Source organism: Soonwooa purpurea (assembly GCF_053891095.1).
Map to the genome: position 1 here is coordinate 40,152 of NZ_JBSSMA010000006.1, position 20,376 is coordinate 60,527.

A 20,376-nucleotide genomic window follows, 5' to 3' on the forward strand; every position below is an offset into this window, starting at 1 on the left:
ATTAACAATGAAAAATTTATTTATAGCATTATTTGCAATTTGTTCGTCATCTGCTTTTGCGCAAGTCATTATTGGTGATGATGCCGGAACCGCTACAGACAAAACATCTGTATTGTTAGAGTTTGCAAAAAACAGCGATACGCAACAAAATAATAAAGGATTGATTCTTCCTTATGTACAAAATCTACCAACAGGAACCAATGTTTCCGAAGGTACAATTCTTCTTCATGCTGAAGATAATGGCACAAAATCCAGAATGAAGTTCTATAACGGAACAGCATGGGTGGATCTTAGTGGTAAAGATGCTAATATCACATCTCTACTAAATATCCAAAACGGAAAATCCGAAAATGCAGATGCAAAAGTAATTGTAGGAAATAACCAAACCACTGCAAAAGGGGCTTTTGTTCTTGAATCCAATACCCAAGCCATGATTCTTCCCATTGTAGAAGATGTGAATAACATCCCCAGTCCATCACCCGGAATGATTGTCTATGTGAAAAAAGCCGGCGCAAAACGATTAGCTGTTTTCAACGGAACGTTCTGGTCTTTTTGGCAACCGTAATTTTTATTTTAAATAATTGAAAAGCATCATCTTACAGGTGGTGCTTTTTTTTTGAAAGTTTTGAATGTGAAGAATTTTATTCATTTGAAAACAGAGTGTTTATAATTTGTATTTTTACTTGAAACGAAACGGATTATGAAGCGTACGCTTTTACTCATACTGGTTTTGGTATTTTTCTTAGCTGATCTATATTTTGTTGGATCACATCAGGAGAATTTCAGGTTTTTCACCAAAATAATGCTGCTGCCTTTACTTACTTTATATTATGTATTGGAAGTTAAATCCCAAAAAATGAAGCCGAATACATGGTTTTTAGCAGGATTAGTCTTTAGTTTTTTTGGCGATTTATTTCTGCTGTTCAAATGGGGATTTCTTTTGGGATTAGGGAGTTTTCTATTGGCTCATGTATTTTATGTGATTTGTTTTATCAAGCTTAAAATCAAAAATGCTTGGGGATTTTTACCATTTATAATCGCTTATTTATTAGGTTTGTTTTGCTACTTGTTTCCGCATTTAGACGAAATGAAAATTCCCGTTATCTTGTACGGAATCGTCATCTCCGCAATGTTTTTTACCATTCTTAGAACAGGAAAATCACTGCTGATAGTTGGTGCGTTGCTGTTTGTCATTTCCGATTCAATTCTTTCTATTTCCTTATTTGTGAATTCGAATGTCGTTCTCCAACTTTTGGTGATGCTTACTTATTTTGCCGCTCAGTTTCTCTTGGTTCTTGGAATGTTAAAATCTACAAAATAGATATTCATTACATTCTATTTTATAGGACTTTCCAAAAAATTCTAAGTATTTTTACTGAAAACATTTTCTTATGAATTTATACACACAACCTATGCTTCGCGAAGGAGCGTTACAAGATAAAGTAGCCATTGTTACAGGTGGTGGAAGCGGTTTGGGCAAAGCGATGACCAAATATTTCCTTCAGTTAGGAGCAAAAGTAGTTATCACTTCCAGAAATTTAGAAAAATTACAGGCCACTGCTAAAGAATTAGAAGAAGAAACGGGCGGTAAAGTTTTATGTGTTTCTTGTGATGTTCGAAATTGGGACGAAGTGGAAGCCATGAAAGAAGCTACGCTAAAAGAATTTGGTAAAATTGATATTCTATTAAATAATGCTGCAGGAAACTTTATTTCACCAACTGAAAGATTAACGCATTCCGCTTTTGATTCTATTTTGGATATCGTTTTAAAAGGAACCAAAAATTGTACGCTTTCTATCGGGAAACATTGGATAGATACCAAATCTCCCGGAACGGTTCTTAATATTGTTACGACGTATTCTTGGACAGGCTCAGCGTATGTGGTGCCTTCTGCCTGTGCAAAAGCAGGTGTTTTGGCTATGACGAGAAGTTTAGCAGTGGAATGGGCAAAATATGGAATTCGTTTTAATGCCATTGCTCCAGGACCTTTCCCAACAAAAGGAGCTTGGGATAGACTTCTTCCTGGCGATTTGCAAGAAAAATTCGATATGCGTAAAAAAGTTCCATTAAGAAGAGTCGGAGAACATCAGGAATTAGCCAATCTAGCGGCTTATTTGGTTTCAGATTATTCGGCTTATATGAATGGGGAAGTGGTAACTATCGACGGTGGCGAATGGTTGCAGGGCGCAGGTGAATTTAATATGCTCGATCAAATTCCTACGGAAATGTGGGATATGTTAGAACAAATGATTAAAGCTAAAAAAAGTAACTAGATTATATTTATAATAATTTAGAGTAAAAACCTTTTCAGAAACGAAGAGGTTTTTATTTTATCTTTTATTCCTGTAACTTTCAGAGAATTTTACAGACCAATTTTTTAAAATAATCATATGAAGATAAGATTTGTTTCCAAACTTGTATTAACTGCAGGTTTTTTAATTTGTTCTAATACAAATGCGCAAACCAAAAGTATTTACGACTACAAAGAAGCTTTTAAAGAACCATTTTATACATCCACCGGAACAGATTTCCGCTCGGCAAGTGGACAGCCTGGGCCGAAATATTGGCAGAATTCGGCAGATTATGTCATCAATGTCGCACTCAATCCCGAGAAAAAAGAAATTACAGCTTCACAAGAAGTAACATATGTTAACAACAGTCCTGATGAGATGAAATTCGTTTGGATGCAGCTAGACCAAAATTTATTTAAAAAAGATTCGCGAGGAAGTGCCATGATCCCGATGAGTAACTCCCGCTATGGCGACAAAGGTCAAAGTTTTGATGGCGGTTATACGATAAAATCTGTGAAAGTTGATGGGCAAGTCGTGAAGTACAATATCACCGACACAAGAATGCAAATAGATTTGCCAAAACATCTTAAAGGACATGGTGGTAAATTAAAAATCGCAATCGATTATTCATTTGTTTCACCAGATTATGGCTCGGACAGAATGGGCGTTTTGGAGACTAAAAACGGTAAAATCTTTACCATGGCACAATGGTTTCCGAGAATGGCGGTTTATGATGATATTTTGGGCTGGAACAATTGGCCATATTTGGGCGCAGGAGAATTTTATTTAGAATACGGAAATGTGGAAGCGAATATCACCGTGCCTTCTAATTTTTACGTTGTCGGTTCTGGCGAACTTCTGAATCAAAAAGAAGTCTATTCAGTGGAACAAAATAAACTTTGGGATCAAGCTAGAAATAGCGACAAAACAGTGGTGATACGTTCCGAAGCAGATGTTAATTCTGCTTCTAAAACAGCTTCAGGAACCAAAACTTGGAAGTTTAAAATTAATCAAACCAGAGATTTTGCTTGGGCAGCTTCGGCATCGTTTATTATTGATGCAGCAAAAATTAATTTGCCTTCCGGGAAAAAATCTTTAGCCATATCCGCTTATCCTGTGGAAAGCGATGGGCGCGAAGCATGGAGTCGTTCTACCGAATATACAAAAGCATCAATCGAGCATTATTCTAAACAATGGTATGAATATACATATCCAGCAGCAACCAATGTTGCGGGTAACGAGGGCGGAATGGAATATCCAGGCATTGTATTTTGTCATTTCACTTCGAAAGGAAGTGAGCTTTGGGGCGTTACCGATCATGAGTTTGGACACAATTGGTTTCCAATGATTGTGGGATCTAATGAGAGAAAACACGCTTGGATGGACGAAGGTTTTAATACCTTTATTAATGATATTTCGACAAAAGAATTTAATAAAGGCGAATACCATCGCGAACGCCCTCTCAGAGCGATGGCGTCTTATCTCTTCAGTGATAAATTGGAGCCTGTAGAAACACCGCCAGATAACATGAAAGAAGCAAGTATTGGCGCTTTAGCATATTACAAACCTGGCGCGGCAATGACGGTTCTTAGAGAACGTGTCCTCGGGACAGAAAGGTTTGACAAAGCTTTTAGAGAATATATTGATCGTTGGGCTTTCAAACATCCAGTGCCAGATGATTTCTATAGGACAATGGAAAATGTATCAGGAGAAGATCTTGGTTGGTTTTGGAGAAGTTGGATTCAGAATAATTGGAGATTGGATCAGGCGATTACCAATGTCAAATATGTTAATGGTGATGCTAAAAACGGCGCAATTATTTCAATTGCCAATTTAGAAAAAATGCCGATGCCAGTCTTTATGGAGGTGAAATATAAAGATGGAACAAAAGAAGCTATTAATTTGCCGGTTGATATCTGGAGAAGAAATGTGGAATGGACTTTTACAGCGCCTACAACAAAAGAAATTGCTTCCATAACGATCGACCCTGACGGGACTTTGCCAGATATTAATATTAGCAATAATGTTTTTAGAATGAGCCAAATGGCTAGTGAAAAAATTAATATTAATGATTTTACTGGCGATTTTACAAACCCTCAGATTCCTGTGAAATTTGTGTTGAGTTCTCAAAATAATATGTTGACGGCGAAGATGGGAGAACAACAATCTTTTCCATTGACTTATGATGGCGACAATGTATTTGTCTTTGATGAAGCAGACATTAAAATTAAATTCGCGAAAGACAAAAAAAGTTTTGATCTCACACAGGCAGGCCAAGCTTTTACTTTTACTAAAAATTAACAAGATTAAACCCCCAATATTTAAAGACAGTTTCGGCTGTCTTTTTTTGTATAGCCTTTGTGGGAATTGATTAATTTTGTGAAACTAAAAACGCGTATGAACATTTTAGATCTTTTAATTGTTGACCGAGAACCTATTGATTGGGACGATGTTATTTTGAACGATGACAACAAAAAAGAAATCGAACAATTAATGAAAGAGTTTCGATACATCGATGTTCTTAAACAATACAATCTGCCTGTCAATAACAAAATTTTGCTTTATGGGCATTCTGGTTGTGGGAAGACGATGACTGCGAAAGCAATTGCCACAAAACTTAATAAGCCGCTTTTTATTTTAGATCTCAGTACTTTTGTATCGGCAAGAATTGGCGAAACCGCGAAAAATATTAAAATGGTTTTTGACAAAGCTGAGCGAGAACGCGCTGTTTTATTTTTGGATGAGTTCGATTATGTCGGGAAAATGCGTGGTAACGATGATAACGATGTTGGCGAAATGCGTCGCCTCGTTAATGCGCTTATCCAGATGATCGATCAATTCCCAGAAAAGGCGATTCTTGTGGCAGCGACCAATCATGTTGAGGTTTTGGATATCGCTTTGTTCAGAAGGTTTCAAGTGAGAATCGAGTATGACATGCCGACTGATGAGGTTTTGGATCAATATTACGATTTGCTTATCGCGCGTTTTCCACAAAGCTTGCAACAGATTTCTAGAAAATACAACATCTCTTTTGCAGAAGCCAAAGATTATACTTTTACGTCGATAAAATCAAAGCTTATCGCAGATTTGGAAGATGAGATTTTGCAATAAAAAAGTTAATGTTAATAAGATTTTTGTTGAGATTAACCTAAAAATAGCGTTATATGCTTTTTTAATAAAGAAGCACAATCCATATTCAGATCGAGTTTCTTTATTTTATTTCATTTTTAAAAATATGCAGTAAGTTTTAAACCCAAACTTACATACGAAATATTTTCTCTTGACGAAGAATTGTTCAGTTCATTCGCTAATTCAATTTCATCAAGAACAGGTTCTTCAAATTCATAAGTGATTTTGGAGGAAGTTCTATAAAAATCGGCATAGCCAGTTAAACCAATTTGAGAATTAAATTTATAGGTCAAATCTATGCCAGTCCCAAATCTAAATGCATTAGAGGGAATATAACTTGCTAAATGGAGGTTTTGTTTTTCAGGCGTTTCGTCCATATCGTTGAACTCTGCATAGATTTTTCCAGTTGCCGCTTTAGAATAACCAGCGTTGGCTTTTAGTTTTAACTGAACATCCTTGTTGATATCGTAAGCGAAATAAGGTCCAACCGAAAAATTTAGTAGACCAATTGACTCTGTAGTCAAGCTTAGGTTTTGTATGTCAGGATCGTCAGTCGGAAGGCTTACAGCGCGTACTGGAAATGTGTTGAAGGACATTTCGCCACCCACACCCCAATGTTTATTAAAAAAATAAGCGCCTTCTAGTCCGGCTTCAAAACCAATTGTTTTGGATTGACTAAGACCTGATTGTTTTAAAAATTTTGTGGTAGAAATGGACGCTCCCGATTTAAGAGCCAAAAATGAAGGATTGTCATTGCCTTCAATACGATTTAGGATACCGATATTGTCGCCTTCGTTTTTATAAATTTTATTAATGAAAAAATAGGCTAGCTCCGAGGATAAAATTCCGATTCCTGCACCAGTGAGAATGTCTGGAAGCCAATGGCGATTGTTGAGGCTTCTGCCCAATCCTGTTGAGGCTGCCGCGCTGTAACCAGCAATGCTGTATGCGGGATTCACCAGTCCATACTCTTTATGTAGAAAAGTCGCATTAGTGAATGCCATAGCCGTGTGTCCAGATGGGAAAGAGTTGTTTTTGGAACCATCGGGACGCTCTACTTTCGCGGTGTATTTTATAGCATTCACCAAAACACCCATAATGGCTAAACTTGTCGCGTATGAGATTGTAGCTCTACCGATGTTGTTGCGTCCTTTTACGCCCGCAAGTTTTAATCCATATACTGTTGCGGCAGGAGCGTATTGTAAATAATCATCATAAGGCACTTTAAAATTGGGAAGATAGCGGTTCCTATATTCGCGGATGTTTTCTCGCTGATCCCAAGTTGCAGCTGAGGCTACAAATAAAATTGTTGGGGCTATAGAACGTTTTACCCAAGGGTTTTCGAAAAAATTCTTAGAAGAATTATCAAATTTTTTTGTTGAAAAATTAGAATTGTTGATGCTGTCTTTAACTTGCGCGTTCGATAGCAAACAATGACAAAAGCTAATAAAGAATACTGCTTTTTTCATGAGGTTTTCAGGGTTTTAGTTTAGTATAATTTGAAAATAATGTATTATTATTAATTCAAATGATTTAGTTGGTGCGAATTTATAAAAAAATAAAAGAAAAAGTGTGCTGATAAATGAAAACTCCTAAGCTTTGGCCGAATATGAATGAAAATTAAAGTAATGTATTGTAGGTTTGAAAATAAAACTATTCTTTAGAATCTAGAAAATTTAATTTTAAAATTTGTAGTAAGACCGTTTCTGTAATAAATGATAAATTTGCGGTCATTATTTAATCAGTTATCATAAAAATATAAAATTATCATATGAAAAGACAGACTATCGCATTATTTTGCATAGCATTATTGAGTGTTTCTTGTAATAAAGAAAGTAATAAGCAAGACGGCACTAAATATACAGATGACCAAAAAGCGTCTTATTATATAGGTTTGAGTATTGCGCAAAACATGAAGCAGGAGGGTTTTAAAGTAGATGCAGACCTTTTAGCCAAAGCAATTAAAGAAGAAATGGATGGTAAAGAGAAGACTTTGCCAGCTGAAGAAATGGATGCTTTTATGATGAGCTTTATGCAGAAGCAAAACGAGAAAAAACAGTCTGCAGCATTGGCGAATGCAGATGGAAATAAGAAAAAAGGAATTGATTTTCTTACAAAGAATAAAACAAATCCTAACGTGAAAACTACAGCTTCTGGTTTGCAATATGAAGTTTTGCAGGAAGGCGATGGTAAAACAAAACCTAAAGCATCAGATGTTGTACAAGTAAAATATACTGGAAAACTTTTAGATGGAACGGTTTTCGATTCTACGGATAAAAACGGAGGTGCACCTGCGGATATTAATTTAGGAGCCGTAATTAAAGGTTGGACAGAAGGTATTCAATTGATGAGTAAAGGGGCTAAATACAGATTTTATATTCCTGCAGAATTGGCATATGGCGATCAAGGCGCTGGAGATGCAATTCCTGGCGGTTCTACCATTATTTTTGATGTAGAATTGATGGGAATTAAATAAGCCTACTTATAACTTTAAAATTAAAAAAGCAACAAGAATTTCTCTCGTTGCTTTTTTTTAGTATAATATGAAAAAGGTGTAGTATTTTGTCTTTTTTAAATTTTCAAATTATCTCATTCTCAAATTCAAAAATTACTCTGTTGGTCTAAAAACCAAACCTGTTTCTTGGAAATAATCCATCGTAATTCTATCGCCATCGTTGATGTTTCCTGCCAGAATTTCTTTAGATAATTTGTTCAAAACATCTTGCTGAATTACTCTTTTCAATGGTCTTGCTCCAAAAACTGGATCGTAACCTTTGTTCATTAAATAATCCAAAGCGTCTTGAGTTGCCGTCATCATAATATTTCTTTGAGCGAGAAGCTCATTCAAACCTCGCAACTGATATTGTACAATTTTTCCAATATTCTTTTTGGTTAAAGGTTGGAAAAGCACAATTTCATCAATTCTGTTCAAAAATTCTGGTCTCAAACTTTGTTTCAAAAGATCAAAAACTTCTTCTCTGGTTTTATCTACAATTTCGTCATGATTTTCTTCAGTTAAATTCTCAAAATTCTCCTGGATCAAATGCGAACCCAAATTCGAAGTCATAATGATAATTGAGTTTTTGAAATTCACCACACGACCTTTATTATCAGTCAATCTACCATCATCCAAAACCTGCAACAACGTGTTGAAAACATCCGGATGAGCCTTTTCAATTTCGTCCAAAAGCACCACAGAATAAGGTCTTCTTCTCACCGCTTCGGTTAATTGTCCGCCTTCATCATAACCCACATATCCCGGAGGCGCGCCCACCAAACGAGAAACGGAATGTCTTTCCTGATATTCGCTCATATCAATTCTCGTCATATTATTTTCGTCATCGAAAAGAAGTTCTGCTAAAGCCTTTGCCAACTCGGTTTTACCAACTCCTGTTGTTCCTAAAAATAAGAAGGAACCAATCGGTTTTTTATCGTCGCTCAAACCTGCTCTGTTTCTTCTAATCGCATCGGAAACAGCTTCTATAGCTTCTTCTTGACCAACAACACGTTTGTGAAGTTCGTCTTCCAAATGCAATAATTTTTCTCTTTCAGATTGAATGAGTTTGGTTACAGGAATTCCTGTCCATTTTCCGATGACTTCGGCGATGTTTTCAGAAGTTACTTCTTCTTTAATCAATTCATTTTTATGATTTTGCATTTCCAATTCTAAGGTTTGCAAAGCATCTTCCTTCTCCTTGATTTTTCCGTACTGAATTTCCGCCACTTTCGCGTAATCACCAGCTCTGGAAGCACGTTCAGCTTCTAATTTTAAAGCTTCAATATCTTTTTTAATCTGAGTTAAATCTTCAGATTTTTGCTTTTCCTTCAACCATTTTGCATTGATTTCATTTCTTTGCTCATTGATTTTGGCTAAATCTTCTTTTAAATGATCAATTTTGGTTGGGTTGCCCTCTCTTGAAATCGCTGCCAATTCAATTTCCATCTGCATGATTTTTCTGTCCAAAACATCCAGTTCTTCAGGTTTCGAATTAATTTCCATTCTCAATTTCGCAGAAGCTTCATCAATTAAATCAATCGCTTTATCAGGTAAAAATCGGTCTGAAATATAACGTTGAGACATTTCTACCGAGGCAATAATTGCTTCATCTTTAATTCTCACTTTGTGGTGAGCTTCGTATTTGTCTTTAATCCCACGAAGGATGGAAATCGCCGATTCTGTATCGGGCTCTTCCACCATCACCTTTTGGAAACGTCTTTCTAGGGCTTTGTCTTTTTCAAAATATTTTTGATATTCGTTTAAAGTGGTTGCTCCAATTGCTCTTAATTCTCCTCTTGCCAAAGCAGGTTTCAAAATATTGGCTGCATCCATCGCACCTTCACCACCTCCGGCTCCTACCAACGTGTGAATTTCATCGATGAAAAGGATGATTTGTCCGTCAGATTTCGTGACTTCATTCACAACGGATTTCAAACGTTCTTCAAACTCGCCTTTGTATTTTGCACCGGCAATCAAAGCACCCATATCCAAGGAATAAAGCGTTTTATCCATCAAATTTTCAGGAACGTCGCCAGAAATAATTCTATGCGCAATTCCTTCTGCGATGGCGGTTTTACCAACTCCGGGTTCACCAATCAAAATCGGGTTGTTTTTAGTTCTTCTCGAAAGAATTTGCAAAACCCTTCTAATTTCTTCATCACGACCGATTACGGGATCTAACTTCCCTTCAGCAGCGAGTTCATTGAAGTTTTTAGCATATTTATTTAAAGATTGATACGTTTCCTCAGAACTTGCCGAAGTCGCTTTTGAACCTTTTCGAAGTTCATTAATTCCGCCTTCCAATAATTTCTTGGTAACGCCCATGTCTTTCAAAAGTTGAGAAACTGGCGAAGAAACCTCCAGAAGTGATAACCAAAGATGCTCGATGGTTACATATTCGTCACCCATTTTTTTAGCGATATTGGGTGCGTCTAATAAAATTTTATTCGCCGATTGAGAAAGGTAAATGTTTCCGCCTTCCACTTTTGGAAGTTTTTCTAACAATTCGCGGTTTCTTTCTCTAACTAAATTGGCATCTGCTTCCGATTTTTTCAATAAAAACGGCGATATATTTTCATCCACTTGAAAGATGCCTTCAAGTAAGTGTTGAGGTTCAATCTGTTGGTTGCCAAATTCCATAGCGACTTGTTGTGCAGCTTGGATAGCTTCTTGTGATTTTACGGTATATTGGTTTAAATTCATATTGTGTAATTGTATTTAAATTTTAGTTTTTTTTAATTCAAGTATCAGGTTTTAAGTTGAAACCATTATTTCTCAAAACCTAAAGCTTGAATATCTAATCATTTAATTCTGAATTTTAGTTCTCAAAAACTATACATTTGTGAAATTTATTAAAAATTAAGCCAAAATTTCCGAATTATTGAAATTTAACCAAGATTTAACGTGACAAAATTTCTTGTTTGCATCTTATTCCTAGCATTCATCTTCATTTTAAAATTCGCTTGAGAAATCCTATCTTTGGGAAAACCCATAAGTATGTACACACAATTTGAAGTAGAATCGCATTTTGACGGACGATTAAAAGTAATATTTCTAAATCAACCAGAAGTTTTTAACAGTCTAAATAAAACAATGCTCAAAGAGCTAAGACATGTTATTGAAGCCTTTGGTAGAGAAGAAGTGGTGCGTTGCATCGCAATATCTGGTAGGGGAAAGGCTTTCTGTGCCGGACAAAACCTTAAAGACGCTGTTGATCTTAAAGATCATGTTGATGACGACCGCGAAATCCAAAGAATTGTTATTGATTATTATAATCCTTTGGTTGAGGCGATTACACATTCTAAAAAACCAATTGTTGCGTTAATTAATGGACCAGCTGTTGGTGCAGGAGCGATGTTGGCGATGATTACGGATTTTGCATTGGCAACAGAAAGTGCTTATCTATCTTTAGGTTTTGCTAATATCGGCTTGATTCCGGATACCGCAGGAACTTATTATCTGCCGAAGTTGGTGGGTCGACAAGTAGCGAGTTATCTAGCATTTACTGGAAAAAAAGTGCCTGCTTTAGAAGCTAAAAAACTTGGTATGATTGCGGATGTTTTCCCAGATGCTGATTTTGCTGAAAAATCATTTGAAATATTAAGCCATCTTAGTTTCGCTGCGACAAAAGCAATCGGATTGACGAAAAAAGCTTTCGTTGAGTCCGAGCATCACACCTTGAAAGAGCAGTTGGATTTGGAGTCTATCTATCAACAGTCCGCAGCGCAATCTCATGATTTCCGCGAAGGTATTACCGCTTTCTTAGAAAAACGCAAACCAGAATACATCGGGAAATAAATGGAGAACTCTTATTTAGTAGAAGCTCAAAAACTTTTAAACCAAGATGCGTTTTCACAGTGGATGGGCGTTGAGCTGTTGGATGCAAAAGAAAATTATTGTTTGATAACAATGCCTATAAAGAACGAAATGATTAATGGATTAAAAACTGTGCATGGCGGCGTTACGTTTGCCTTAGCGGATTCGGCTTTGGCATTTTCTTCGAACACAAAAGGTGATGCAGCGGTGGCGCTCAATTGTTACATCAATTTTATGAAAGCAGTTCGGTTAGGTGATGTGTTATCAGCAGAAAGTATTTTATTAAATGAAACCAGAAAAACAGCGGTTTATGAGATTTCTGTGAAAAATCAAGATGATGAGTTGATGGCGAGTTTTCGTGGAACAGTTTATAAAATCGGAAAGAAAGTTGCTGATTTGTAGTTGATTATAAAACTTTAATAAAGAAGTCCAAAATAAATTTTGGACTTTCGTTTTTATTTATAACTTTGTATTTCAAAGTACTTTTATGGAATCGAAACATATTAAAAATGATCTGCAGCATATTCGTCAAATGATGGAACGAAGTTCTAGATTTATTTCGCTGAGTGGTTTGTCTGGGATTTTTGCAGGGATAACTGCATTAGTGGGTGCTTTTGTGGTATATCGGGTTTTTGAAAGTGAAGGTGTTCTTTATTTTGATAATTCGGATAAAGTTTACAGTATTGATTTCATTAAAAAGTTGATAGGTATTGGTTTAATCATACTTTTTGTTGCTGTTTTTTCAGGCTACTTTTTTACAGCTCGAAAAAGTAAACAAAATGATCTTAAAATTTGGGATGCTACCACCAAACGTTTGTTAATCAATTTTGGGATTCCTTTGGTTGCAGGAGGTATTTTTTGTATGGGTCTGGTCTATCAACATTACTATGTCATGATTGCGCCAGCAACACTTGTTTTCTACGGTTTGGCTTTGATTAATGCGGAGAAATATACTCTAACAGATGTTAAATATTTAGGAATTTGTGAAGTTGTTTTAGGATTGATTTCGTTGTTTTTTCTTGGTTATGGTTTGTTATTTTGGGCTATAGGATTTGGAGTTTTGCATATCGTGTATGGATTGATTATGTATAAAAAATACGACAGCAATAAGTAATTATTTTGGTTTAGTAAAAGAGATATGCTCAATATTAATTTGCTTAATAAGGAATTCGAAAGTAGGGTTAGGCTCGGCATTATGTCGGTGTTGATGGTTAATGATTGGGTGGATTTTAATGAAATGAAAACACTTCTTAAGGTTACAGATGGGAATCTGGCGAGTCATAGTTCGGCTTTGGAGAAAAATGCTTACATCGAAGTCAAAAAAGAATTTGTTGGTAAACGTCCAAAAACATCCTATCGTGTAACTCAAGTTGGTAGAGAAGCTTTTCAAAAGCATATCGATGCATTGGAGTTGATGTTGGGGAAATAGTTATATTTTTTTATTTTTAAACTTTGAAACACAAAGTACTTTGATTTATGTTTAAAATTTATTTCATATTAAGTTGGATTGGTGGCTTGTTATCATTTGCCTACTGTTTTTTAACAAGTGACGATGACGCTTTTTTCGCTTCCTTAATGCTTCATGCTTTTAATGGCGTAATCAACTTTATTTTTATGATGGTGTTTTTTATTTACTCATTGATTTTTTTGGAATCAAAATTTTACTTTCAAAAGCAAATCTTGTTGTTGATGTTCAACTTTCCAATGTTCATGTTTTTTGTTTTGACAATACTAATTATTTTACAATAACTATTTTATTATGAAAACTTCACAATTAATTTTCATTTTTTCTTTAACGTTTCTTCTTTTATTTTATGGTGAAACGCCAGGGATCAATCTTGCTGTTTTAGCTTTGTTATACACGTGTTCAACTTATTTTTTGGCGCCGAAGTTACATCGGACAAAAGCTTTTAAATTCATGACTTTCGTTTCTATAGTCTCGGGTTTAGCCTTTGCTTGGTATGGTGATTTTTCTTCGTTTTTAGCCATTGTGATTTCGGTGTTATTACTGCGATTGTTTGCATTATCTACAGAATTAAAACCAATTCTAGTGCTTCCTGTGGCCGCATGGCAAGGCATAAGTTTCCCGTATCGGTTTTTTTTATTCAATGATTGGCTTCCTAAGGCGAATGCCCAAAAATCGGTACAAAAGATTTTTGCGGTTGTTGTGATTCCGGCTATTTTATTCTTGACTTTTTTCGCAATATATACTTATGGAAGCGATATTTTCGCTGGTTTTTTGGGTGGCATTTCTTGGGATTTCAATATCTATGAATTGGTAGGGCTTTCTTTTTTAGGTTTTTTTATCGCTTTTAATTTTTGGAATGTTAAAATTGAATCTTTTATTTTTAGTTCAAATCATCATTTTCGCGACGATTTTGTAAACGAGGACAAAGTTGCAAAAGCAAGTTTTAACTTTTTGGATATCAATCTCGAGCGTCAAAGTGGCTTTGTTTCTTTGCTTGTGCTTAATTTAATGCTAGCTTTCTTTTTAATAAGTTTTAATTATGAACAATTTTTTCGGGGAGAATCTTCACCCGCAGAGCTTTCTGGCGCAACACATGAGCGTGTTAATTCGGTGATTTTGAGTATTGTAATGGCGATTTTGGTGATTATGTTTTATTTTAAATCTAATTTTAATTTTGATGAAAAGGCCACATGGCTTCGGCGTCTTGCCTACATTTGGATTGTTCTTAATATGCTATTAGTATTGTCTGCGGCGACCAAGAATTTGGAATATATATCCGAGTTGGGTTTGACCTACAAAAGGCTGGGTGTGTTGGCATTTTTAGGTTTGGCTTTGTTGGGATTGTCGTTTACTTTTTATAAAATCAAGAATAGAAAAACCAACCTTTTCTTAGTTAACAAAATGCTTTGGGCGGTTTATGGTCTGGTTTTGGCATGCAGTATTGTCAATTGGGGCGCTTTGGCAACGTATTACAATTTGAAAAATAACAAAGTGGACTGGACTTATTTGAAAAGTTTGAATTTCAACGACCATATTCTCTCGAAAGAAAATCCGAAGTATAAAAGTCCAGATCTTATTTATTATAAAACCGAAACAAAGCAATCCAGCTTCCTTTCAAAAATATTATATTATGAAATCTATGCTCAATAAAAAATGGAATTTACTTTTAGTCGGATTTGGAATATTAAGTTTAGTAGCTTGTAAAAAAGAAACAGATAAAATTATCACAGATACAAAACGGGATACCATAACAACTGTTGAAAAACCTATAGATACACTGTCGGTGATACTTGCTACTAGAACAGAAGCCAATCAACTTATTCTGGATGTGGATGGTACTAGCTTGCCAATTCGTTTGGTTGAAGAAATTAAAAACCCAGAACAGCAGATTATCGTGCGTCTTCTTAATTATGATAAGTCTAATCTTAAGGCTTTTATTAAATCTGATAAAGAGATGAATATTAGGATTAACCAGATCCGAATGCCAGATAATACTTTTGATGGGCCATTCTCGCAAACAATAGATTATAAAACACCACAAAAAGGAGAATATTGGTTGGTGCTTTCAAAAAATAATATGGCTTCGGGAAATCCTTTGGGCAAGTTTTTCTTGAAAGTTGAATAAGTTTTTGATTTAATTTTAAATAAAAACGGGTTGGGTAATTATTACCGAACCCGTTTTTTTTATTCTTGAATTTGCTTTAAAATAAATTGAATCGCCAAATGATATCCAGACATTCCGAAGCCGCTAAGTACAGCGTCGCATTGCTCTGCCGTAACCGATTTTTTTCTAAACTCTTCACGTTTGTAAATATTACTGATGTGGACTTCAATTTTAGGTTTAGAAATGTTTTTTAAACAATCAGCAATGGCGTAAGAATAATGCGTGTATGCGCCAGAGTTGATAACGAGTGCGTCGTAATTATCTTGTTGCAAACGGTTGATGATTTCACCTTCGATGTTGGATTGGTAAAAGTCGATATTGCCGTTAGCGTGTTTAGATTTTAATTCGGATAGGCAAGCATCCATTGTTTGTGATCCATAGATCTCTGGTTCGCGTGTTCCAAGAAGATTAAGATTGGGACCGTTTATGATGAGAATATTCATTATAGAAATTATTGAGATATAAAGATAAGAAGCTTTGTACGAAACACAAAAAAACCTTCATAAAAATATGAAGGTTTTAAGTAGCCCGTAGGGGAATCGAACCCCTCTTACCAGAATGAAAATCTGAGGTCCTAACCGATAGACGAACGGGCCATTTTATTGTCTTACGCTAATTTGTTAACGTGTTTTGTCAATTTGCTTTTTAAGTTAGCAGCTTTGTTTTTGTGGATAATGTTTTTCTTAACCAATTTATCTAACAAAGAAATTACTGTTGGTAATTGTTCAGTAGCTACAGACTTTTCAGTTTCATTACGTAATACTTTCATAGCTGTTCTAGCAGTCTTGTGATAGTATCTGTTTCTTAATTTTCTTTTTTCGTTCTGTCTGATTCTCTTCAGAGCTGATTTATGATTTGCCATAATTTCCTAAAACTTGGGTGCAAAGATATGAATTTTTTTTAAACTTCAAAATCTTTTGCAGATTTTTTTAAAATTAATTTTTCGTAGCCTATAGGGGAATCGAACCCCTGTTGCAAGAATGAAAATCTTGAGTCCTAACCACTAGACGAATAGGCCATTCGTTTTTTGTGGTTGCAAAAGTAGATACTTTTTTTAATCCTTGCAAATCTTTTTTAATTATTTTAATACTTTTTGAATGATGCTATTCTTAATGCCTTTATTCTCAATGTCTTTTTGTGCAGTGACGGCGTCTTCCAAGGTTTTGAATTTTCCATAAGTGTAGTAGAAAATTCCTTTTTCTTTGGTTCTTTCGACATCTTTCAAGGTTTTTAAAATAGGAGAATCGCTTTTTAATTTGTCGTTAGATACAGCAACTTCCAGCGTGTAGTATCCGAATCCTAATGTTTGATTTGGTAAGAAACTGATCGCCATTGCATTTCTAAAGCCAGCATCTTTAGCCGTTTTAAGATTGTTATCTCTCACCGACGGCAGGTTGGTCACGGCATAATAATATTTGTAAACATTATTTTCTTTAATTGGTAAAATGTAATTAAGGCCTTTAAGAGCAGGGTCATTATCGTTATAACGGCTCGGTGTGCTCATTAACAAAATTCTAAAATCATTTTTCATAGGCACTTCTGCAGGCTTTACAGGATCTGGTTCTCGCACTGCAAAACCACCACTCAGCGCCTTTCTATAATCTAGCAATGCGTTGTAAATGCTTTCCGCAACTTCTTGTTGGCCTTTTTCTGATGATAGGTATTTGGCGTCTTCGTAGTTGTTTACAAAGCCTGTTTCTATAAGTACAGAGGGCATGGCATTTTTACGAAGGACGTGTAAGTCGGCTTGTTTTACACCGCGCGAATAGCGTTTGTCTTTTTTTACAAAGTTTTCTTCTACCAAACCACCAAACCATTGGCTGGCTTCAAGATATTTGCTTTGCTGAATTTTTAAAGCAATTAAAGATTCTGGAGATCTCGGATCGTAGTTGGCGAAGTTTTGCTTATCATTTTCGTCTAGGAAGATTACTTCGTTTTCCGCTTTAGCCACTTCCAGATTGGCTTTGTTTTGGTTAGGCCCTTGTACAAAGGTCTCGGTGCCTTGCGTGGTGATGCTGCTTCCTGGCGAGGAGTTGACGTGTACAGAGATGAAAAAGTCTGCTTTGTTTCTATTGGCAAGATCGGTTCTGGATGTTAACGAAGGATATTCATCAATCTTTCGAGTGTAGATTACTTTGAAATCTCTATTTTTTTCGAGCATTTTCCCAAGTTTGAGAACCACACCCAAAGTGACATCTTTTTCTCGAACAGTGCCAAGATCGCTATAGCTTCTGTTAGCACCAATGTCGGATCCACCATGGCCCGCGTCTAGTATAACAGTGAATTTTTTCTGGCTAAAACCTAATAAAGGAAGCAATGCCAATAAGAGGCAAATATATTTTTTGGAATAAAAGTCTTGAGTAAACATATTAATTTTTAAAAATTAATTAATTTTGACCCGAATTACAGATGTACTGATTTGGGCAAAAGCATTTTCAAAAATATACTACTATTTTTAATTTTCCTAATTTTTAACAATATTTTAGCACAGAATAATGAGGCTAAAACTATTGAAATTAGGTCTAAACAAGATACTATTCGCGAGAATGATAGCATTCCTGCCAAGGAACAATTGGATGATGTTGTGAAAACTAAAGCCGATGTCGAGCGTAACTCTTTTTCTACCAAGCAGACCTTTTTGGAGAAAAATGCGCAAGTGGTTTATCAAGATATGCAGATTGATGCCGACTATATCCGTATCGACTGGTCGACTAGCAAAATATATGCGCGTGGTGGATTGGACGAAAAAGGACGCGTTACCACGCCTGCTGTAGCGACGCAAGGTGGCAAGACCTTCGAGTATGACGAGGTAATTTATAATTACAAAACCCGACAGGCTGTAGCTTTCAATGCCAGAACGGAGGAGAGCGAAGGCGTTATCGTTGCCGAGAAAACAAAAAAGTATAATGATTCGGTGTTTTTTATGCGCAATGGAAAATATACGACCGATGAGTATTTTGTCAAGAAAAAAGATACGATAGCGGATTATTACCTTTTAGCGCCTAATATTAAATTGATAAAAGGTAAAGAAAATTCCCAGGTGGTAACAGGGCCTATCCAGATGTATATCGAGCAAGTACCGACACCTTTGGTGATGCCTTTTGCGATTTTACCATTTTCGGATAAGCGTTCTGCGGGAATTTTGATTCCGAGTTTTGGGGAACGTCAGGATGTTGGTTTCTTCCTCAATGGTTTCGGCTATTATCAGCCGATAGGCGAGCATTTTGATCTTAAAATCTTGTCCGATCTTTATACCAAAGGGAGCTGGAATCTGAGGCCTGAAGTTAATTATCTCAAGAAATATAGATATAACGGTCGTTTTAATGCGGAGATTGGGACAATTATCCGAGGTATAAAAGGTCTTGATGATTATTCTAAATCTTCAACTTATAAAATTGCTTGGACACATCAACAAGACAGCAAGGCTAATCCATTATTCACCTTCAATGCGGCGGTAGATATTACGAGTCAGAAGTTTTATAACAACCTTCTGAATAACAATTATATTTACAATAATGAGAACTTAAAGACGAGCCAAACTTCCAGAATTAGTTTGCAAAAACGGTTTTTAAGTTTGCCAATAACCATCAATGCCAATGCGACTTATTCTCAGAACTTTGCAACGGGACTTACCGATATTCGCTTGCCGGATGTCACGGTGGCAATGAGTCAGTTTTACTTATTTAAACCTAAAACTGGTGTCCGTACAGGCTTACTAGAAAATTTAACGGTAAATACCGGCTTGTCATTAAGTAATTATTTGCAAACCAGAGAAGAAGACTTGTTCAAAGATAAGATGTGGCAAGACATGAAGACGGGACTTCGTAACAATATTGCGTTGGCGACCAATACGAGTATTGCAAAATATTTTACATTCACTTTGAGTGCGAATGTTGACAATGTCTTGACTACCAAAACCATGGAGAAACGCTACAACATCTTAACAGATCGAGTTGATAATATAACAAAAAATCAGTTTGCTGGATTTTCGACCTTCTCGACATCAGCGAGTTTGCAGACTGTCTTATATAAATTTTTGAACTTTAAAAAAGGTTCCATGGTTGAGGCGGTACGACACATGGTAACACCAAGTCTTAGTTTTAATTATACCCCAGATTTTGCTGCGAAAAATTGGGGTTATTACAAAGACTATTTTGGTTCCCGAGGAGAGATGACCAAATACTCCATTTTTGAAGGCGGTATTTATGGTTCGCCAGGTCAAGGGTTGACCCAAAGTATCGGGTTTAACATCGCCAATAATTTAGAAATGAAAGTTCGTTCTAAATCAGACTCTACTGGGGTGAAAAAAATTAAACTCTTTGAAAATCTTAACATCTCTGGAAACTACAACTTTGCAGCGGAAAAGAATAAATGGTCGGTTGTTAACATCAGCTCGCAATCCTCTTTCTTTAACAGTAAAATGACACTTAACACGACTTTGACTCTGGAGCCGTATAAGATTTTGTATGATGCTACGGGTAATAATGGTATTCGTACAGAGGATTTCGGACATTTTAGCGTACAAGGATTTAATATGCAATTGTCTTACTCGTTGAGTGATGAGATATTTGGGAAGAAAGATGACTATGCCAAACTTTATAAAAAGAAAGGGGAAATCCGAAACGAGAATTATTATTTTGATGATGATAATTATGCCAGATTTGATCAGCCTTGGAGTTTGAGTATTAATGCCAACTATGCGTACACACGAGGATTGTCTATGTTTGGTTCCAAAATGGCAACTGTTGGGCTAAATGGTAATATCAAACTAACGCCTTTTTGGAATATTACAGGAAGGGCTTCTTACGACTTTGTAACCAAAGAAATATCGCAAACCTCTCTTGGGTTTTCTAGGGATCAGCGTAGTTTTACGATTAACTTTAACTGGGTTCCTTTTGGTGTTTATAAGGTCTATGATTTCTTCATCGGTATTAAAGCCAATATCTTAAGTGACGCGATTAAATATAAGGACCGAAGCTTTACACAACCGAAAAGCAGCTTCTAAGGAGTT

General features: G+C 35.9%; 18 protein-coding genes and 2 tRNA genes. 13 read left to right on the forward strand and 7 right to left on the reverse strand.

Annotation, left to right across the window (positions count from 1 at the left end):
• The first annotated feature begins 7 nt into the window (after window positions 1-7).
• The 5 genes from ACVFVN_RS07045 (at window position 8) to ACVFVN_RS07065 (ending at window position 5,402) form a co-directional block, all read left to right on the forward strand.
• Window positions 8-565: a hypothetical protein gene (locus ACVFVN_RS07045; RefSeq protein WP_456234761.1), complete on the forward strand. Its 558-nt coding sequence runs from the start codon at window positions 8-10 to the stop codon at window positions 563-565.
• Window positions 566-700: 135 nt separating this feature from the next.
• Entirely contained in the window at window positions 701-1,321 is a 621-nt protein-coding gene (locus ACVFVN_RS07050) for a lysoplasmalogenase (protein ID WP_456234762.1), read from the forward strand.
• A 70-nt stretch (window positions 1,322-1,391) separates the two neighbouring features.
• The gene (locus tag ACVFVN_RS07055; RefSeq protein WP_456234763.1) at window positions 1,392-2,273 is read left to right on the forward strand and encodes an SDR family oxidoreductase; all 882 of its coding nucleotides are present in this window, start codon (window positions 1,392-1,394) and stop codon (window positions 2,271-2,273) included.
• 117 nt (window positions 2,274-2,390) lie between these two features.
• The gene (locus tag ACVFVN_RS07060; protein WP_456234764.1) at window positions 2,391-4,592 is read left to right on the forward strand and encodes a M1 family metallopeptidase; all 2,202 of its coding nucleotides are present in this window, start codon (window positions 2,391-2,393) and stop codon (window positions 4,590-4,592) included.
• A gap of 96 nt (window positions 4,593-4,688) precedes the next feature.
• Window positions 4,689-5,402 carry an AAA family ATPase gene (locus tag ACVFVN_RS07065; RefSeq protein WP_165134172.1) on the forward strand — a complete coding sequence of 238 codons (714 nt, stop codon included), beginning with the start codon at window positions 4,689-4,691 and terminating at the stop codon, window positions 5,400-5,402.
• Between the two features lie 116 nt (window positions 5,403-5,518).
• On the opposite strand, the gene ACVFVN_RS07070 is transcribed toward ACVFVN_RS07065, so the two are convergent.
• Window positions 5,519-6,889: a phosphatase PAP2 family protein gene (locus ACVFVN_RS07070; RefSeq protein WP_456234765.1), complete on the reverse strand. Its 1,371-nt coding sequence runs from the start codon at window positions 6,887-6,889 to the stop codon at window positions 5,519-5,521.
• Window positions 6,890-7,191: 302 nt separating this feature from the next.
• Here ACVFVN_RS07070 and ACVFVN_RS07075 point away from each other — a divergent pair, with 302 nt between their 5' ends.
• A complete protein-coding gene (locus tag ACVFVN_RS07075; protein ID WP_456234766.1) occupies window positions 7,192-7,896 on the forward strand; it encodes an FKBP-type peptidyl-prolyl cis-trans isomerase in 705 nt (234 codons plus the stop codon).
• A 132-nt stretch (window positions 7,897-8,028) separates the two neighbouring features.
• Here the strand turns inward: ACVFVN_RS07075 and clpB are convergent, their stop codons facing one another.
• Entirely contained in the window at window positions 8,029-10,620 is a 2,592-nt protein-coding gene (gene clpB / locus ACVFVN_RS07080) for an ATP-dependent chaperone ClpB (protein ID WP_456234767.1), read from the reverse strand.
• A gap of 294 nt (window positions 10,621-10,914) precedes the next feature.
• On the opposite strand from clpB, the gene ACVFVN_RS07085 reads away from it, so the two are divergent.
• The 6 genes from ACVFVN_RS07085 to ACVFVN_RS07110 all read left to right on the forward strand — a co-directional run bounded on the left by ACVFVN_RS07085 (window position 10,915) and on the right by ACVFVN_RS07110 (window position 15,326).
• Window positions 10,915-11,715 (forward strand): enoyl-CoA hydratase/isomerase family protein, encoded by an 801-nt coding sequence (locus tag ACVFVN_RS07085; protein ID WP_165134159.1) that lies wholly within the window; start codon window positions 10,915-10,917, stop codon window positions 11,713-11,715.
• The gene (locus ACVFVN_RS07090; RefSeq protein ID WP_456234768.1) at window positions 11,716-12,135 is read left to right on the forward strand and encodes a PaaI family thioesterase; all 420 of its coding nucleotides are present in this window, start codon (window positions 11,716-11,718) and stop codon (window positions 12,133-12,135) included. It begins immediately after the preceding gene.
• A gap of 85 nt (window positions 12,136-12,220) precedes the next feature.
• Window positions 12,221-12,847, forward strand: coding sequence for a hypothetical protein (locus ACVFVN_RS07095; RefSeq protein ID WP_456234769.1), 627 nt, complete (start codon window positions 12,221-12,223; stop codon window positions 12,845-12,847).
• A gap of 24 nt (window positions 12,848-12,871) precedes the next feature.
• Window positions 12,872-13,162 carry a winged helix-turn-helix domain-containing protein gene (locus ACVFVN_RS07100; RefSeq protein ID WP_456234770.1) on the forward strand — a complete coding sequence of 97 codons (291 nt, stop codon included), beginning with the start codon at window positions 12,872-12,874 and terminating at the stop codon, window positions 13,160-13,162.
• A gap of 330 nt (window positions 13,163-13,492) precedes the next feature.
• Window positions 13,493-14,851 (forward strand): DUF4153 domain-containing protein, encoded by a 1,359-nt coding sequence (locus ACVFVN_RS07105; protein ID WP_456234771.1) that lies wholly within the window; start codon window positions 13,493-13,495, stop codon window positions 14,849-14,851.
• The gene (locus ACVFVN_RS07110) at window positions 14,832-15,326 is read left to right on the forward strand and encodes a hypothetical protein (protein WP_456234772.1); all 495 of its coding nucleotides are present in this window, start codon (window positions 14,832-14,834) and stop codon (window positions 15,324-15,326) included. The genes ACVFVN_RS07105 and ACVFVN_RS07110 overlap by 20 nt, the downstream gene beginning before the upstream one ends.
• 59 nt (window positions 15,327-15,385) lie before the next feature.
• On the opposite strand, the gene aroQ is transcribed toward ACVFVN_RS07110, so the two are convergent.
• The 5 genes from aroQ to ACVFVN_RS07135 form a co-directional block, all read right to left on the reverse strand.
• Complete coding sequence (gene aroQ / locus ACVFVN_RS07115) at window positions 15,386-15,808, reverse strand: type II 3-dehydroquinate dehydratase (protein ID WP_456234773.1); 423 nt, start codon at window positions 15,806-15,808, stop codon at window positions 15,386-15,388.
• Window positions 15,809-15,889: 81 nt separating this feature from the next.
• A tRNA-Glu gene (locus ACVFVN_RS07120) sits at window positions 15,890-15,961 on the reverse strand.
• A gap of 11 nt (window positions 15,962-15,972) precedes the next feature.
• Entirely contained in the window at window positions 15,973-16,227 is a 255-nt protein-coding gene (gene rpsT / locus ACVFVN_RS07125; protein WP_165133973.1) for a 30S ribosomal protein S20, read from the reverse strand.
• An 84-nt stretch (window positions 16,228-16,311) separates the two neighbouring features.
• Window positions 16,312-16,383, reverse strand: a tRNA-Glu gene (locus ACVFVN_RS07130).
• Between the two features lie 60 nt (window positions 16,384-16,443).
• Entirely contained in the window at window positions 16,444-17,739 is a 1,296-nt protein-coding gene (locus ACVFVN_RS07135; RefSeq protein WP_456234841.1) for an N-acetylmuramoyl-L-alanine amidase family protein, read from the reverse strand.
• A 45-nt stretch (window positions 17,740-17,784) separates the two neighbouring features.
• Here ACVFVN_RS07135 and ACVFVN_RS07140 point away from each other — a divergent pair, with 45 nt between their 5' ends.
• Entirely contained in the window at window positions 17,785-20,370 is a 2,586-nt protein-coding gene (locus tag ACVFVN_RS07140; RefSeq protein ID WP_456234774.1) for a putative LPS assembly protein LptD, read from the forward strand.
• The last annotated feature ends 6 nt before the right edge of the window (window positions 20,371-20,376 follow it).